11 protein-coding genes are annotated in these 16,092 nt (G+C 67.1%); 6 read left to right on the top strand and 5 right to left on the bottom strand.

The annotated features are described in order from the left end of the window. Positions 1–14 precede the first annotated feature (14 nt). Both ASG77_RS08580 and hemL read left to right on the top strand, forming a co-directional pair. Positions 15–1,139 carry an LLM class flavin-dependent oxidoreductase gene (locus tag ASG77_RS08580; protein WP_235564415.1) on the top strand — a complete coding sequence of 375 codons (1,125 nt, stop codon included), beginning with the start codon at positions 15–17 and terminating at the stop codon, positions 1,137–1,139. 78 nt (positions 1,140–1,217) lie between these two features. Further along, on the top strand, positions 1,218–2,537 hold the full coding sequence (gene hemL, locus ASG77_RS08575; protein ID WP_056343891.1) for a glutamate-1-semialdehyde 2,1-aminomutase: 1,320 nt from the start codon (positions 1,218–1,220) through the stop codon (positions 2,535–2,537). Positions 2,538–2,662: 125 nt separating this feature from the next. Here hemL and ASG77_RS08570 read toward each other — a convergent pair whose 3' ends face one another. From ASG77_RS08570 to ASG77_RS08555, 4 genes are all read right to left on the bottom strand, one after another. Then, positions 2,663–3,400: an amino acid ABC transporter ATP-binding protein gene (locus tag ASG77_RS08570; RefSeq protein ID WP_056343889.1), complete on the bottom strand. Its 738-nt coding sequence runs from the start codon at positions 3,398–3,400 to the stop codon at positions 2,663–2,665. Beyond that, a complete protein-coding gene (locus tag ASG77_RS08565) occupies positions 3,397–4,161 on the bottom strand; it encodes an amino acid ABC transporter permease (protein WP_056343886.1) in 765 nt (254 codons plus the stop codon). The genes ASG77_RS08570 and ASG77_RS08565 overlap by 4 nt, the downstream gene beginning before the upstream one ends. Positions 4,162–4,178: 17 nt before the next feature. Next, complete coding sequence (locus ASG77_RS08560; protein WP_056343883.1) at positions 4,179–5,114, bottom strand: substrate-binding periplasmic protein; 936 nt, start codon at positions 5,112–5,114, stop codon at positions 4,179–4,181. 306 nt (positions 5,115–5,420) lie between these two features. Further along, positions 5,421–6,128, bottom strand: coding sequence for a 3'-5' exonuclease (locus ASG77_RS08555; protein ID WP_056343881.1), 708 nt, complete (start codon positions 6,126–6,128; stop codon positions 5,421–5,423). 63 nt (positions 6,129–6,191) lie between these two features. Between ASG77_RS08555 and ASG77_RS08550 the strand changes: the two genes are divergently transcribed. The 3 genes from ASG77_RS08550 (at position 6,192) to ASG77_RS08540 (ending at position 13,599) form a co-directional block, all read left to right on the top strand. Then, complete coding sequence (locus ASG77_RS08550) at positions 6,192–6,608, top strand: MGMT family protein (RefSeq protein WP_056343879.1); 417 nt, start codon at positions 6,192–6,194, stop codon at positions 6,606–6,608. 89 nt (positions 6,609–6,697) lie between these two features. Further along, the gene (locus ASG77_RS08545) at positions 6,698–10,030 is read left to right on the top strand and encodes an ATP-dependent helicase (RefSeq protein WP_056345114.1); all 3,333 of its coding nucleotides are present in this window, start codon (positions 6,698–6,700) and stop codon (positions 10,028–10,030) included. Beyond that, entirely contained in the window at positions 10,027–13,599 is a 3,573-nt protein-coding gene (locus tag ASG77_RS08540; protein WP_056343876.1) for an ATP-dependent helicase, read from the top strand. Before ASG77_RS08545 ends, ASG77_RS08540 begins: the two co-directional genes overlap by 4 nt. Before the next feature lie 37 nt (positions 13,600–13,636). Here ASG77_RS08540 and ASG77_RS08535 read toward each other — a convergent pair whose 3' ends face one another. Next, complete coding sequence (locus ASG77_RS08535) at positions 13,637–14,893, bottom strand: macrolide 2'-phosphotransferase (protein WP_056343872.1); 1,257 nt, start codon at positions 14,891–14,893, stop codon at positions 13,637–13,639. Between the two features lie 168 nt (positions 14,894–15,061). Here ASG77_RS08535 and nudC point away from each other — a divergent pair, with 168 nt between their 5' ends. After that, complete coding sequence (gene nudC, locus ASG77_RS08530; protein ID WP_056343869.1) at positions 15,062–16,084, top strand: NAD(+) diphosphatase; 1,023 nt, start codon at positions 15,062–15,064, stop codon at positions 16,082–16,084. The last annotated feature ends 8 nt before the right edge of the window (positions 16,085–16,092 follow it).

Genomic DNA, 16,092 nt, shown 5'->3' with positions numbered 1-16,092 from the left:
GCTCGGTGGTTTGTATGCGTATGCATGAAAACAGCGAGCCTTCCGTAACCACTCCGTCCACCCCGGGCAACCCCACTGCCCCCGTCCCCGCGGACACCATCCTGCTGGGCGTCAGCACCTTCGGCGACGTCGACCTGGCTGCCGACGGCGCACCCAAGCACCACGCCGAGGTGCTGCGCCAGGTGGTGGAACAGGCCAAGGTGGCCGACGCCGTCGGACTGCACTCCTTCGGCGTGGGGGAGCACCACCGCAGGGACTTCGCCGTCAGTGCGCCGGACGTGGTGCTCGCGGCCATCGCCACGGCCACGGAAAACATCCGGCTCGGCAGTGCGGTCACGGTCCTGAGCTCGGACGATCCCATCCGCGTCTTCCAGCGCTTCGCCACACTCGATGCCGTCTCCAACGGCCGCGCCGAAGTGATCCTGGGCAGGGGTTCGTTCACCGAGTCCTTCCCGCTCTTTGGCTACGACCTGGGCGACTACGACGCCCTCTTCGAGGAGAAGCTGGACATCTACGACCGCGTACGGTCCCAGAACCCGGTGAATTGGGACGGCCGCACCCGGGCGTCGCTTCGGGGTCAGATGGTCTATCCGCACGTGGAAGGCCGCCTGCTTCCCACCTGGATCGGAGTGGGCGGCTCACCACAATCCGTCGTCCGCACGGCCACCTACGGGTACCCCATGGTCCTGGCGATCATCGGCGGCGAGCCCGAGCGCTTCCGCCCCTACGCCGACCTCTACCGCCGCACCCTCGCCGAAGCCGGTAAGGAACCGCAGGCACTCTCCGTGCATTCGCCCGGCTACGTGGCCGAAACTGACGAGCAGGCCCTCGAGGAGTACTACCCGCACTGGCTCGCCATGCGGAACAAGATCGGCGCGGAACGCGGCTGGGGACCGGCCGGGCGCGGCGAGTTCGAAGCCGCGGCGGACGAGGACGGCGCCCTGTTTATTGGTTCCCCGGAGACCGTGGCGGCGAAGATCGCCCGGCTCAAGGGCACCCTCGGTGCGGACCGCTTCGAGATGAAGTACAGCAGCGGCACGCTGCCCCACGAGCAGATGATGCGCTCCATCGAACTGTTCGGTTCCAAGGTGGCTCCCCTCGTTGCAGACAAGCTGGCGGACATGCTCGCGGACCGCTGAGGCAGGCGGCGACTGTATCCGGCGCCCGCACCATGGCGTGGCGCCGGATGCCACCGCACGTGATGGAAGAATAGGGGCATGACTCGTTCCGAAGACCTCTTCGCCCGTGCCCAGACCCTGATGCCCGGTGGCGTCAACTCACCCGTCCGTGCCTTCGGCTCGGTGGGCGGAACCCCGCGGTTTATGGTGTCGGCCCAGGGCCCCTACCTGACCGATGCCGACGGCAAAGAGTACGTCGACCTGGTCTGCTCCTGGGGCCCGGCCCTTCTGGGGCACGCCCACCCGGCCGTACTGGAGGCGGTCCACGCGGCTGTGGACCGCGGTCTCTCCTTCGGCGCGTCCACCCCGGACGAGGCCAACCTGGCAGCCATCGTCCAGGAGCGTGTGCCGGCCGCCGAACGCGTCCGTATGGTCTCCACCGGCACCGAGGCCACCATGACGGCCGTCCGCCTGGCCCGCGGCTTCACCGGCCGCGACCTGATCATCAAGTTTGCCGGCTGCTACCACGGCCACCTCGACGGGCTCCTTGCCGCTGCAGGATCCGGTGTTGCCACCCTGGCGCTGCCCGGTTCCGCCGGCGTCACGGCCGCCACCGCCGCCGAAACGCTGGTCCTGCCCTACAACGACCTCGCCGCCGTCGAAGCCGCCTTTGCCGCGCACGGGCCCAACATCGCGGCCGTCATCACGGAAGCCGCCCCCGCCAACATGGGCGTGGTGACGCCGGGGGAGGGCTTCAACCTGGGGCTGTCCCGCATCACCCGCGAGCACGGCGCCCTGCTGATTCTGGACGAAGTGCTCACCGGCTTCCGGACCGGCTACTCCGGCTACTGGGGGCTCACCGGCGGCGCTGCTGACGCAACGGACCCGTGGACCCCTGACCTGCTCACCTTCGGAAAAGTCATCGGCGGCGGAATGCCGACGGCGGCCCTCGGCGGGCGTGCCGACGTTATGGACTACCTCGCGCCCCTCGGCCCGGTGTACCAGGCAGGGACACTCTCCGGGAACCCCGTGGCCATGGCAGCCGGCGTAGCCACGCTGACGCACGCCACCCGCGACGTCTACTCGTTTGTGGACGCCCGCTCGCTGGAGCTTTCCTCTGCGTTGTCCGGGGCACTGGACAGCGCCGGTGTGGACCACTCGATCCAGTTCGCCGGAAACCTCTTCTCGGTGGCGTTCGGAACGTCCGCCAACGGCGTCCACAACTACGCTGACGCCCAGGCCCAGGAAACCTTCCGGTACGCGCCGTTCTTCCACTCCATGCTGGAATCCGGCGTTTACCTGCCGCCGTCGGTCTTCGAGGCCTGGTTCCTCTCGGCCGCCCACGACGACGCCGCGATGAACAGGATCTTTGACGCCCTCCCGGCCGCCGCGAAGGCTGCAGCTGCCGCGAAAGCCTAGCGCCGCCGTCGGCCGTTGACGCGCGCCCGCAACGGCTGAAGCAAGAAAATCCCCGTCTCCCGGACGAATCCCCGCACAATGCGTGGGGGAAATGTCCGGGAGACGGGGATTTTCTGTTGGTGCGTCTACAGCACGTCCGAAAGGAAGCCCTTCAGGCGGTCCGTTGCGGGCGCCGTGAAGATCTGCTCGGGCGGACCCGATTCGACCACGACGCCGGCGTCCATAAACGTGACGGTGTCTGAGACGTTGCGGGAGAAGCCCATTTCGTGGGTCACCACCACCATGGTCATGCCGCCCTTGGCGAGGTCGGTCATCAGCGCCAGGACGCCCTTTACGAGCTCGGGGTCCAGGGCGGAGGTGGCCTCGTCAAAGAACATCACCTCAGGCTTCATGGCCAACGCACGGGCGATTGCGACACGCTGCTGCTGGCCGCCGGAGAGGTTGGCGGGGCGGGCGTCAGCTTTGTGCCTGAGGCCCACCAGGTCCAGCTGCTCCAGGGCTTCGGCGCGCGCCTGCTCGTTGGAGAGCTTCCGGAGCTTGCGCAGCGCGAGCGAGACGTTGTCCAACACGGTCTTGTGCGGGAACAGGTTGAACTGCTGGAACACCATGCCGATCCGCTGGCGCAGCTCGTCCGGGTTGTCCTTCAGGACCGACCGGCCATCCAGCAGGATGTCGCCCTGGTCCGGTTCGATCAGCCGGTTCATGACCCGCAGGAGCGTCGACTTTCCGGATCCGGAGGGACCGATGACCGAAGCCGTGGTGCCCTTCTCCACGTGGAGGTCGATGCCGCGGAGCACGTGGTTGTGCCCGAACGAAAGGTGCAGGTTCTTGCCGGTCAGGGTACCGGAAGTAAATTCCGTCATGCCTGTGCCCCCTTGCCGATAGGTGCCGCCAGCTCGTCCGGTTCCTTCTTCTCCGGCCGGCCGGTACGGAGCCGGTTGTCGATGAAGTTGACGAAGTGGGTCAGCGGCACGGTCAGGATCAGATACAGAACGCCCGCGGCCACCAGCGGTGAAAGGTTCCCCGTGTTGGCCATCGCGTCGTTACCGATCCGGAAAATCTCGCGGTCGGAGGCAGCCAGGCCCAGCACGAACACCAGGGAGGAATCCTTCAGCAGCGAGATGAACTGGTTCACCAGGGCAGGCAGGACTCGACGGATGCCCTGCGGCACCACCACCAGGCGCATGGACTTGCCATAGCTGAAGCCCAGGGCACGCGAGGCCTCCAGCTGGCCCTTCTCCACGCTCTGGATGCCGGAGCGGAAGATCTCGCCGATGTAGGCGCCGGCGATCAGGGTCAGCGCCAGGATCCCGAGCGGATAGGGGTTCCGGTTGCCGGTGAGTTCCCGGGCAATGGGGCTCAGCCCGATACCGATCACCAGAATCACCAAAATGGCGGGCAGGCCCCGGAACAGGTCGGTGTAGATCCGGGCTGCCCAGCGGGCCACAGGATTCCGGGAAATACCCATGAGTGCGAGCAGCAGCCCCAGCAAGGAGCCGAGGATGCCCGAGGCCAAGGCCAGGATCAGGGTGTTGGGCAAGCCCACCGTGAGAAGGGAGGGAACGACTTTCGCCATTTCCTCCCAGTTGAGGAACGTTTCACCCAGCTGGTCCAGGAGATCCATAAGCGGGTAGGCCCAGATCAGCTCTGGGGAGCCGGAGCAGCTTTGCTTCCCGGCTTCCAGTCGGCGGGGGTCTCGCGGTCCGGGTACCATTCCTTGGTCAGCTTGGACCAGGTACCGTCGGCAATCACAGCGTCCAGCCCGGAGTTCAAGGCGTCGATCAGGGCCTTGTTGTCCTTGTTCACGGCGTAGGCGGTGAAGTTCTGGGTGTTCACCACGGACTCGGCGATGACAGTGCCGTCGCCTTCCTTCACCTGGCCGGTGGCCTGCTGCGAAGGTGCAACCCAGGCATCGATCTGGCCGTTGCGCACATTGGCGTACACGGTGGCGTAGTCCTTGAAACGGACCGGCTCAAGCTTCAGCGTGTTGGTGACGTAGTCGTCCTGGACCGTGCCCTGGACGACGCCGATGCGGACATTGGCATCCAGGTCTGCGAAACCCTTGACGTCGCTGTCGGTCTTGGCAACGACTGCCATAAAGCCGAAGTCGTAGCCGTTGGTGAAGCCCACGTTGGTGCGGCGGGCTTCTGTGGTGGAAATCGAGGACGATCCCACATCGAACTGCTTGGTCTGTACCTGGGAGAGCAGCGCCGAGAAGTCTGTGGCTACGAACTCAACCTCGAGGCCAAGCTTGCCGGCAACGGCGCGCAGCAGCTCGTTATCATAACCGGTGAACTTGCCGGCAGGGTCGATGAAGATGTTCGGCGGCGCATCGGAGAGCGTGCCAACTTCAAGCTTGCCTTCGGTATTCAGGCCCAGCTTGGTCTTGTCGATCTGGTCCAACGGCGTGACGTCGGCGGTGGTGTACTTGTCCAGCGTCTGCTGGTCGCTGCCGGCGAGGGCATCGGTGGGCGTGCCGCTCGGCTGGGCAGCCCCGCTGCCGCAGGCGGCCAGCGAGACGGCCAGCGCAACCGCGACCGGAACGCTGGTCAGCCACTTCATGGCTTTGGTCTTCATGAGAAAGTCACTTTCATCAGAGTCATAAGTTCAACCGGGCCGAAGGCTGCACGCGTGGCGCCTGGCGCCTTGCTCCCAAATGTTGGCCGGCCGGGGCGGGATTACCGCTGAACTTAATCATCTCATTTCCGGCTTTCAGCACCTTCGGACGAATAAAACCTTGCTCCAAAGCGAATTTTACCGAATTAAATGCTGAGCGAAACTCTTCCTGAACATCTGATGAATGGATGCTGCCCGCGTGGCCGAATCTGCGGGTTCCGGCGGGGGCAGTTCGCGGTTCCGGCCTAATTGTGAGTTAGCTCTCAGCTAGAAGTCGCCGCTGGCGTCTTCCGGTGGAAGGACGGGCCATTCCCCTTCGATCACGGCGGCGGGCTTGGTCTTGCGCAGGTAGTTCTGGAAGTCCGCAGCTTGGCTGACAGCCCAGTCCTTTTGCAGTTCGTGAAGCTGGCTGGCCGGCATCTTGAGCTTGGGAAACTTGATGGCCATCGCATCCAGCATCCGGAGCGTGGCCAAAGCATCCGCGGCCGACGTATGGGCGTTGTCCAGCGTGATGCCGTATTCCTCACACAACGCCGTCAACGTGCGCTTTCCCTTGCGGTACCGGTCCACCTGCTTGTTCATGATGAACGGGTCCAGGACAGGGAACCGGCTCAACTGCCGGACGCCGTAACGGGCGGACTCAGCGGCCAGGACGGTGAAGTCGTAGCTGGCGTTGAAGGCAATGACCGGAATTCCGGCGTCGAACAGGTCCTGCAGGACCGTGGCGAGCTCCCCGGTGACTTCATGGGCCGGCCGTCCCTCACGCCGGGCCTGCTCCGTGGTGATGCCGTGGATATCGCTGGCCTCGGTAGGGATTTCGACACCGGGATCGGCCAGCCATTCGTGTTCGGTGATGACGTCCCCCTTGTGGTCCACCACGGTGACCGACGCTGTGACGATCCGCGCGGCACGCGAATTCCGTCCGGTGGTTTCGAGATCGAAGGCTGCGCGGGGGAGGGTGTTCCAGGACGTCATGCTTCAACGCTACCGGCCAGCACCGACAGGATCCGCCAACGCCACTGCCGGTAACCTTGAGGTATGCGGACTGAGTACATTGAGGCGGTGCTCGCGCTGGTCGAGCTGGTTCCACCCGGCACCGCACTGGCCTACGGTGATGTGGCCGAGCTGCTGGGGTCCGGCGGTCCGCGGCAGGTGGGCCACGCCATGAGCCACTACGGCAGCCAGGTCGCGTGGTGGCGCATCCTGAAGGCAAGCGGCCAGGGTCCGGAAGGCCACGAGGCCGAAGCCCTCCGCCGTTACCTGCAGGAGCGGACACCGCTGCTCGGCAACCACGATGCTTTCCTGCGCACAGGGGAAGGCAAATGGCGCGTGGACCTGATGGCAGCACGCTGGGCGCCGGGCGAGGAAGACTTCGACCGGATCGACGCTATTGCGGAGCAGCTGGAGCGGCGGCTGCATAGATTGTCGGTGGCTGATGATGAAATGTCTGTGTGACCGTAACAATCCCCGATGTTGACCCCGCCGAGTCCACACGCACGTCAGCCGGGCCCGCGTCCGCGGCCGGACGTTCCGGCGGAACGGGCCTGCGGCTTCTCCCGCCGCGGCAGCTGCACGCCGATGTCCCGGTGTTGTCCGCAGACCAGCGCGACGCCGTCGACGTGCCCCACGGCTCAGGGCCCGTCCTGGTTCCCGGCGCACCGGGAACCGGAAAGTCAACGATCCTGATCGAAGCCGCCGTCCGTCGGGCCCTGCAGGACGGCGTGGATCCGGAGCGGATCCTCATCCTGGCGCCCGGACGCCTCGCCGCCGACTCACTCCGCGACCGCTTCACCGCACGGCTGGACAGGAGCCTGAGCACCACGCCGGCCCGTACCTGGGCAGCCTATGCGTTTGACCTGATCCGCCGGGCCAAGGCTGAGGGAATCCTTCCGCTTCCGCGCGCGCCGCGCCTCCTGTCCGGCCCGGAACAGGACCTCATCATCCGCGAACTCCTGGAGGGCCACCGGATGCCCGGACTGGAACTTCCGTGGCCTGCGGACCTGGAAGCGGCACTTGAGACGCGGGGCTTCCGCCACGAAGTACGCCAACTCTTTGACCGGATCATCGAATCCGGCCGGACCGCCGGTGACCTGGAGGAGCTGGGCCACCAGTGCGGCCGGCCCGACTGGATCGCCGCGGCGGCGCTATACGCCGAGTACCGGGACGTCCTGGACCTGCGCATGCCGGAGGCCTTCGACCCCGCCGGCATCATCACCACGGCACGGCAGATCTTCCAGGACGAGCCTGACTTCCTGGCCGCGGAACGGGATCGTCTTCAGCTCGTGTTGGTGGACGATATGCAGGAGGCGAACCCTGCCGTGTTCGAACTGCTCGCCGATATCGCCGCAGGCAAGGACTGTTATGTCGCCTACTCTCCGGACACCGTTGTGCAGGGCTTCCGCGGGGCCAGACCCGACCTCGTTGCGGAGCTGCCGCGCCTGCTTTCTGCGACAGCCGGCGTCATCGAGCGGCCGCTGTGGCACACCCATCGGCACGCCCCGGCGATTGCCGAAGCCTGGCTCGGCGTCGCTGGCCGGATCTCACAACGTGCGGGCGGCCAGCTGGCCAGGCGGCTCGAGCAGCCCGAACCCCTGGCCGGAACCGCGCACGGGCCCACCGCCGTCGTCGAACCCCAGCCGCAGTCCGCCGGAACGGTGGAAGCACACCTGGTTCCGTCGCCGGTCCACGAACTCCGGTACGTCGCCCAGCGCATCCTGGACCAGCACGTCAACCATGGCCGCGACCTGGCCGAGATCGCCGTGATCGTGCGTAACGGCGGCCAACTCAGTGAGCTGCAGCGCTACCTCGCGGGCCAGGGGATCCCGGTCCGGGTTCCGGTAGCCGAGTCCGCGGTCCGCGATGAAGTGGCCGTGCGCCCGCTGTTGGACGCCTACGCCATAGCCCTGGATTCCGAGTTGTTGACTCCGGAAGCCGCCGTCGCGCTGCTGACGTCGCGCATCGGGGGTGCCACGTCCATTGAATTGCGCCGGCTCCGCCAGTCGCTGAGGCGGGAGGAGCTGCTGGGCGGCGGCGGACGGACCAGCGACGCGCTGCTGGTTGAAGCATTATTGGAGCCCGGCGCCCTGGGGACGCTGGGCCTGGAAGGCCGTTCAGCGCGCCGGACCGCCCGCATGATCCAGGCAGGGCGGAGCGCCGCCGCCGAGCCCGGCGCCAATGCCGAGACCGTGCTCTGGGCCCTGTGGCACTCCACCGGACTGGCCAACGCGTGGACCGAATCTGCCCTCACCGGCGGTTCCCACGGAGCCCGAGCCGACCGGGACCTTGATGCCATGATGGCGCTCTTCCATACAGCCGAGCGCTACGTGGACCAGATGCCGGGCGCCGGGCCGGAGCAGTTCCTTGAGTACCTCCTGAACCAGGAGTTGCCGATGGATACCCTGGCCGCGCGGGCGCAGGTGGACGACGCCGTCGAGCTGATGACCCCGGCCAGTGCTGCCGGGCGGCAGTGGCCGGTGGTCATTGTGGCGGGGCTGCAGGAAGGCGTCTGGCCCAATACCCGGCTCCGCGGTGAGCTGCTGGGCAGCAGCCTGTACGCTGACGCCGTCGAGCATGGGGTCAGCTATGCATTGCAGCTGGACCCGCTGAGCCGGCTGCGGGAAATCCGCTACGACGAACTCCGGAGCTTCTCCACGGCCGTTTCCAGGGCCTGCGAGATCCTGATCTGCACCGCTGTTTCGTCCGAGGACGACCAGCCGTCGTCCTTCCTCGACTATGTGGCGCCGCTTGAGCCGGGCGCCGAGGGCAGGGGCTTCACGCCGGTGGAACGGCCCATGACGCTGCGTGCCCTGGTGGCCGAGCTGCGGCAATACGCGCAGCTGGATGGAAAGTATGAGCCCGAAGCCGCCGAGGCCGCCAGGGTCCTGGCCGGACTTGCCGCCGCGGAACCGGCGGTCCCGGGAGCGCATCCGGACAGCTGGTGGGGCCTGCCTCCTTTGACGACGTCGGAACCGGTTGTCCCGCCCGGAGGGACGGTTTACGTCTCGCCGTCGAAGGTGGAATCCGTGCAGAAATCACCGCTCGACTGGTTTGTGCAGGCGGCCGGCGGGGAGGCCGCCACCGACTTCGCCCGGAGCCTGGGCACCCTGGTGCACGCCATCGCGCAGGACCTGCCGGAAGCCTCCGGGGGTGAGTACGTCGCCGAACTCATCCGCCGGTGGCCAACCCTGGGGATGAAGGACAACTGGGAAGGCAAACTCGATTTCCAGCGTGCCGAAACAATGGTGCGCAAGCTCGCCCAGTACGTCCTGGTGATGCGGAGCGAGGGCCGGAGCCTGTTGGGCGTCGAGCAGGACTTTGAGGTCCGGCTGCCCGACGTTCCGCCCGCGGACACCGGGCAGGACGATGCCAAGTCCGTCGGAGATTTGGCCGGCGGGACCGGCCTTCCCCGCGCCGCCGTGCTCCGCGGCCAGGTTGACCGGCTGGAGATCGACGCCGAAGGAAGGCTCGTCATTGTGGACCTCAAGACGGGCAAAAGGCAGCCTGGCAAGACCGAGCTGTCCCGCCATCCCCAGCTGGGGGCCTACCAGGCGGCGGTCCTGGCGGGCGGTTTCACGGAGGTACACGGAATGCCCGGCTCAGCAGGACCCAACACGGTAGTACCGGGCTCACCTTTGCCGGGCGGCGCCGTGCTGGCGCAGCTCGGGACAACAACCAAAAGCCCCGGCGTCCAGCAACAGGATCCCCTGGAGGCCCAGGACAACTGGGCGCTGGACATGGTCACCGATGCGGCCGCCGTCATGTCCGGCAGCAGCTTCGAAGCCCGGCACGACCCGGCAAAAAGCAGCCACGGGGGGCACGGCTGCAGGCTCCCTGAGGTCTGTCCGCTCTGTGTCCGCGGAAAGCAGGTCACCGAATGAGCCAGCCGCAGGTTCCAGGGCCCCTGTTCAGCCCCGAGCAGCTGTCCAGGCTGCTGGGTGAAAAGAACACGCCGACCCCCGAACAGTCCGCCATCATTTCCTCACCCCTGGCTCCCCGGCTGGTGATCGCGGGGGCGGGCTCCGGCAAGACCGCCACCATGGCCGACCGCGTCGTCTGGCTCGTTGCCAACGGCTGGGTCAGGCCTGAGGAAGTCCTGGGCGTAACTTTCACCAGGAAGGCAGCAGGCGAGCTGGCCACGCGGATCCGGGCCAAGCTGGCGGCACTGAAGCGGGTCGCTGCCCAGGACACACGGCACGAAGTGTTCCCCGAGGGGCTGCTCAGCAGCGACGCCCTGGAGCCCAAGGTGTCCACCTACCACTCATTTGCCAGCGGCATCGTTTCTGACTACGGGCTGCGGCTGGGCGTGGAACGCGACGTTGTGCTGCTCGGCGGAGCCCAAGCCTGGCAGCTGGCCAGCGAAGTGGTGGAAGCGTTCGACGGCGAGTACAGCCACTTCAAGGCAGCCAAGTCCACGCTGGTCAAGGCAGTCATCCAGCTCGCGGGGGAGTGCGCAGAGCACCTGCAGGAACCGGCCGACGTCGAGGCCTGGCTTCTGGCGCGGCTGTCTGAGTTTGAAGAACGTCCCTACGTGGCCGGGGCGAAGAAGAACGCCCCCCAGGCGGCCGGTGAGCTGGCTGCGATGCTGCGCACCCGGGCAAGCGTGGCTGACATGGTGGGCCGCTACGCCGCCGCCAAGAAGTCACGCGGGGCATTGGACTTCGGCGACCTGGTGGCACTTGCGGCCCGTGTGGCCCGGGAAATCCCCCTTGCTGCCGACATGGAACGCCAGCGCTACAAAGTGGTGCTCCTCGACGAATTCCAGGACACGTCGTATGCCCAGCTGGTCCTGTTTTCGCGGCTTTTCGGCGAGGGCCACGCGGTCACCGCTGTGGGGGACCCCAACCAGTCGATATACGGCTTCCGGGGTGCTTCGGCAGGCCAGCTCTTCCACTTTGTCCGTGAATTCCCTGTCCGCATGGACGGGGACGACGGGCCGGGACGCTTCACGCTGGCCCCTACGTCGTACCTCACGACGGCGTGGCGCAACGGCCGGGCCATCCTGTCCGCCGCCAACATCATGTCAGAGGCCTTAGGGCGCGCCGAGGCGCAGAAGGCCCCTGCCGGCAGCGCCGGTATGGGCGCCGCCGCGGAAGGCATCACCCCGGTGGGCACCGCCGCGGCAGGTGCAATGCCCGCGGGCACGGCTACCGCGGCGGCGACGGTGCCGCCGCTGCAGCCCAGTCCCTTCGCGGTGGAGGGACGGGTGGTACTGGGCCGCTTCGGCACAGACCTCGACGAAGCCGCCGCCCTTGCCGAGGACGTCATAAAGTACCGGGTCACGGACTTTGAACGCGAGGCCGACGGCACACCCGTGCCGCCCGCACTGGCTGTCCTGTGCCGGCGGCGCGCCCAGATGGAAACCATCCGGCGGGAGTTCGAGGCGCGGGGGATTGCCTACGAAATCGTGGGGCTCGGCGGACTGCTCGACACTCCCGAGATCGTTGATCTGGTGGCCACGCTCCGGGTGCTTGCCGATCCCGGTCGCTCGGACTCCCTGATGCGCCTCCTGGCAGGCGCACGCTGGCGGATCGGGCCGGCAGACCTGATGGCCTTCCGAGACTGGTCCAGCCACCTCGCACGCCGTCGCGGACGCCCCGCCGGCGCGGCCACGCCGGAGGACGGGGCCGCTGACGCGTCCGACGAGGCCGTCATCGAAAGCGACCTGACGGACGGTGCCAGCCTGGTTGAAGCGCTGGACTGGCTGCCACGCGAAGATTGGACCTCTTCCAACGGTCGGTCGCTGACCGAAGTGGCCCACGACCGCCTCGGCAGGCTTTCGACGGAACTCAGGCAGTTGCGCGGCTACCTCGGGGACGACCTCACCACTCTGCTCGGCGAAGTGGAACGCGCCATGTTGCTCGACATCGAAGTGGCAGCACGCCCGGGGACCAGCATCCACCAGGCCCGCCGAAACCTGGACGCCTTCCAGGACGCGGCGGCCGGCTTCCTGCGGACCTCGCATCGGGTGGACATCCTCGCCTTCCTTGCCTGGCTGGAAGCTGCCGCGGCCGAGGAAAACGGCCTCGAAGCTCCGCCGTCGGATATCAACCGGGAGGCTGTGCAACTGCTGACCGTCCATGCCTCAAAGGGCCTCGAATGGGACGTCGTCTTTGTACCGGGCCTCAACGCCGGCGCCTTCCCCAGCAACAAGGACTCGCGCTGGAGCAGCGGCGCGGCGGCCCTGCCGTGGCCGCTGCGGGGGGACCGTTCGGATCTGCCCCAGTGGGATACTGACCAGCCCGACCAGAAGGGCTGGCTGGATGCCGAGAAGGACTTCAAATCAGCCGTCCAGGTCCATGGTGAGGGCGAGGAACGCCGCCTGGCGTATGTGGCCTACACCAGGGCAAAGCACGTCCTCTGGGTCTCCAGCGCGGCATGGGTGGGCTCCAGGGCAGGCCGTGCCGAGATGTCACCGTTCCTCGCTGAACTGGAACAGCTTGTCGGCTCCGGCCCCAACACGGCCCCGGTGGACGCCGCGGAAATCTCTCCCGCCCTGGTCCATCCGGCGTCAGTGGAGGAAGCCTCCCTGCCTGAAAAGAGTCCGTTGACCACGGAAACGGAGGTGGCCGGATGGCCGTATGACCCCCTCGAAGGTCCTGTGGATGCGAGGACCGGGGAGCGCCTGCGGGTTGTTCCCGGCAGGCGGCTGGCCATGGAGGGCGCCGCGGCACGCGTCCGGGCCGCGTTGGAGCCCTTGGATCCCGAGGACTCTGTGCCGGTCCTTGAGCCTGTATCCGCCAATGAGTCCGGGCCAAGGCTCCGGGGCAATGCGGCGGGCTGGGCCAGGGAAGCTGCGTTGCTGCTGGAACGGCGGTCCAGGCGCGCTTCCGGGCAGGACGTTCACCTGCCCGGCCACATCTCGGCGTCCACGCTGGTGGATCTTGGCGAGGACCCGGCGGGGGTAGTGGGCAGGCTGCGAAGGCCTGTTCCGCGTGAGCCCGGCATGTCGGCGCGGAAGGGAACGGCATTCCACGCCTGGGTTGAAGAGTACTTCGGCGCAGCTGGCATGCTGGATCTCGGCGAGGCCCCCGGCTCCGACGACCACATTGATGCCGCCTACGACCTTGACACCATGGTGGCCACTTTCAAAGCCTCGGAATGGGCCGACAGGTCACCGGCTTTTGTCGAAGTGCCGGTGGAAACGCGCGTGGGCGACGTGGTGGTCCGTGGACGCATCGACGCCGTCTTCCAGGACGCGGACGGGAGGTGGGACCTCGTGGACTGGAAAACCGGCCGTCGGCCGTCTGCCGCGCAGCTGCGGGCCAAATCGGTGCAGCTGGCCGCGTACCGGCTGGCTTGGGCCCGGCTCAAGGGCGTGGCTGTGACAGACGTCAGGGCCGCCTTCTTCTACGTTGCGGACAACCAAGTGGTGCGGCCGCACGATCTGGGCTCCGCTGAGGAGCTCGAACAGATTGTGGCCGCCGCCCTCGAGGTCAGTGCCCGCTGAGGTCAGCGCACCTGACTTCAGGAAGCGCTCCCAGGTGTCAGTGCTTCCTGACGTCGACGATGCTGATGGCCGCGGTGGACGTGTCCTCGGCGGACGGGCGTGCTGACGGCTTGTCCGCCGGTGACTCGTCTGCAGAGTCTTCGTCCGCCGGTGCTTCGTCCGACGGTGCTTCGTTGCCCGGGAGGGGCTCAGCCGGGATAGGGCTGACTTCCACTGCCGGCACCGGAACAGGCTCCACCGACGGGACGGGCACGGGGACGACGGTCACCGCCGGAGCTGCGGCCACACCCACCGCGTGGGCCTGGGCTGCCGGGGACTGGGCGGCGTCGTCGGCCACGGCAGCCGGGGCGGGCAGCGGCTCGACACTGATGGCCTGGCCGCCGTGCTCTTCGACGTCGGCTGCGAGGGTTTCCAGCATGCCTTCGGCTTCGGCAACCATACCTGCGTCGCCGGCAGCGATGCCCTTGACCAGGTATTGCGCCAACGCGAACTCGGCAGACAAAGCGGCCCGCCGGATCAGATGCTGGTCCGGGGCGTCGCGGCGGCTGCCGGTGTAGCTGGCAAGAACTGCGTCCACGAAATCCTGTTCGTTCGAGGCAACCAGCCAGGCGAAGTCGTCGGCGGGATCCCCGATCCGCAGGTCCGTCCAGCCCGTAACGGCCGTGACGCGGCTGCTTTCCACGAGCAGGTTGTCCTCATGGAGGTCCCCGTGGACAACGCACGGGTTGAACCGCCACAGTGAGACGTCTTCAAGGGCATGTTCCCAGCGGAGCAGCAGCGACGCCGGGATCTTTCCGGTTGTGGCCGCCTGGTCGAGCTCGTTGAGCCGGCGCTGGCGGAATTCGTTGGGCGTGTAGCTGGGCAGGTCGGCATTGCTGACCAGGGAGTGCGGAAGATCATGGATGGCCGCCAGCGCTGTCCCGATTTCCCGGGCGAGCGCGGCCGGACCCGCGGTGAGTTCTTCCACACTTTGCGTGCTCCCGGCCAGGTGGGAGTACACAAAAGTGCTGAGGTTACCAAGCCGGACGCTGCCGGCCACCGTGGGCATCAGGAAGGGCAGCTCGGCCCGGATGGCCGGTACGAATGCCCGGAGGACGAGGAACTCCGTCTCAAGCCTGGCGCTTGCTTCCGCATGCCGCGGCGACCGGACCCGCCACTGTTTGTCTTCCGAATCCAGCAGCAACGCGGAGTCAAAATCCGCGGGATCGTCCGCAGCGGAGCTAACGGCGGTTGGGGTCAGCCCGGGGACTGCCGCGGTTGCTACGGCTGCCAGTTCGATCGGTTTTCTTCTCACCGTTCCACGGTAGATTGAGTGGCGTCCAAGACAACGATGTGCGGCGGCGAGTCTCCAGATATGCTGCAAAAGTCGGCTTCCGCACCCGGTCCGGACGTCCGCGCCACCTGTCCCGCCGAATGTCCCCGCCGAATGTAAATTGTCAGTCCGAGTCAGTACGGTGGACACATGAGTCATGCGGAGTCCGCTATACCGGCCTACCAGCCGCAGGCAGCCCAGCTGCCGGCCAACCACCTGTTCGATACCGTACTGCCGGTTCTCCCGGCCGCCGTGGACCGCGGCTCCGCAGACCGTGTCCGGCCAGGCATGGTGGAGGAATTGCTGGACAGCGAACACACCCGGGCAGTGGTCCTTGCCGGGCGGCAGGCCCTGGTGCAGGGTAACGAGCTTCTGCTGCCCGCAGCCGCCCAGTTGCTGGCTGACCTGCGGGACCGTGGCTCAGCCCCGGAGCAGGTCATCTATCTTGGCGCCGCGCTGGACGGCTCGGATCTTGCCGCCGGCACCGAAGTGGTCCTGGTTGTCCTTCCCGAACCTGCCGAGCCCGGCACTGCCGGAATCCCGGCCAACGCGCAGTGGGCTGGCTTCCGCGACATCGCTGCCGTCCTGAACCCCACTGACACGGCGTTGTTCGTCGAGGCCAGCGCCATCGCCAACTGGCACGCCGGCCATACGCATTGCCCCCGCTGCGGCGCCCGAACTGCCGTGGAGGCCGGCGGCTGGGTCCGCCGCTGCCCCCAGGACAGCTCGGAACACTACCCCCGCACGGATCCGGCCATCATCGTCACGGTGGTGGGGCCGGACGGACGGCTGCTGCTCGGTGGCGGCGGGCCGGTTGACGCGAAGAACTACTCCACGCTGGCCGGATTCGTCGAACCAGGCGAATCCCTGGAACAGGCCGTCGTCAGGGAAATCCACGAGGAAGTGGGCGTCCGGGTCACCGGATGCCAGTACCTGGGCTCGCAGTCATGGCCGTTCCCGGCCTCCCTTATGCTTGGATTTACCGCCATCACCGAAGACGCCGTGGCAAAGCCCGACGGCGTGGAGGTAACCCGTGCGCGCTGGTTCAGCCGGGAGGAACTCCAGGACGCCGTGCTCACCGGAGAAATCACCATCTCCAGTCGGCTGTCCATTGCACGCTCGCTGATTGAGCACTGGTATGGCGGCCGGATCATGGACCGCTCGGACACCTGACACCCGGA

It is taken from the genome of Arthrobacter sp. Soil762, assembly GCF_001428335.1.
Classification (GTDB): domain Bacteria; phylum Actinomycetota; class Actinomycetes; order Actinomycetales; family Micrococcaceae; genus Arthrobacter.
The sequence above is the reverse complement of the archived record's forward strand: the minus strand, read 5'-3'. Positions and strand labels throughout refer to the sequence as shown.

Excerpts from the sequence above, each read along its gene's own strand:
- ASG77_RS08540 (WP_056343876.1), top strand. The coding sequence starts at position 10,027 with ATGAGCCAGCCGCAGGTTCCAGGGCCCCTGTTCAGCCCCGAGCAGCTG.
- ASG77_RS08560 (WP_056343883.1), bottom strand. The coding sequence starts at position 5,114 with ATGAAGACCAAAGCCATGAAGTGGCTGACCAGCGTTCCGGTCGCGGTT.
- ASG77_RS08570 (WP_056343889.1), bottom strand. The coding sequence starts at position 3,400 with ATGACGGAATTTACTTCCGGTACCCTGACCGGCAAGAACCTGCACCTT.
- ASG77_RS08565 (WP_056343886.1), bottom strand. The coding sequence starts at position 4,161 with ATGGATCTCCTGGACCAGCTGGGTGAAACGTTCCTCAACTGGGAGGAA.
- nudC (WP_056343869.1), top strand. The coding sequence starts at position 15,062 with ATGAGTCATGCGGAGTCCGCTATACCGGCCTACCAGCCGCAGGCAGCC.
- ASG77_RS08555 (WP_056343881.1), bottom strand. The coding sequence starts at position 6,128 with ATGACGTCCTGGAACACCCTCCCCCGCGCAGCCTTCGATCTCGAAACC.
- hemL (WP_056343891.1), top strand. The coding sequence starts at position 1,218 with ATGACTCGTTCCGAAGACCTCTTCGCCCGTGCCCAGACCCTGATGCCC.
- ASG77_RS08580 (WP_235564415.1), top strand. The coding sequence starts at position 15 with ATGCGTATGCATGAAAACAGCGAGCCTTCCGTAACCACTCCGTCCACC.
- ASG77_RS08550 (WP_056343879.1), top strand. The coding sequence starts at position 6,192 with ATGCGGACTGAGTACATTGAGGCGGTGCTCGCGCTGGTCGAGCTGGTT.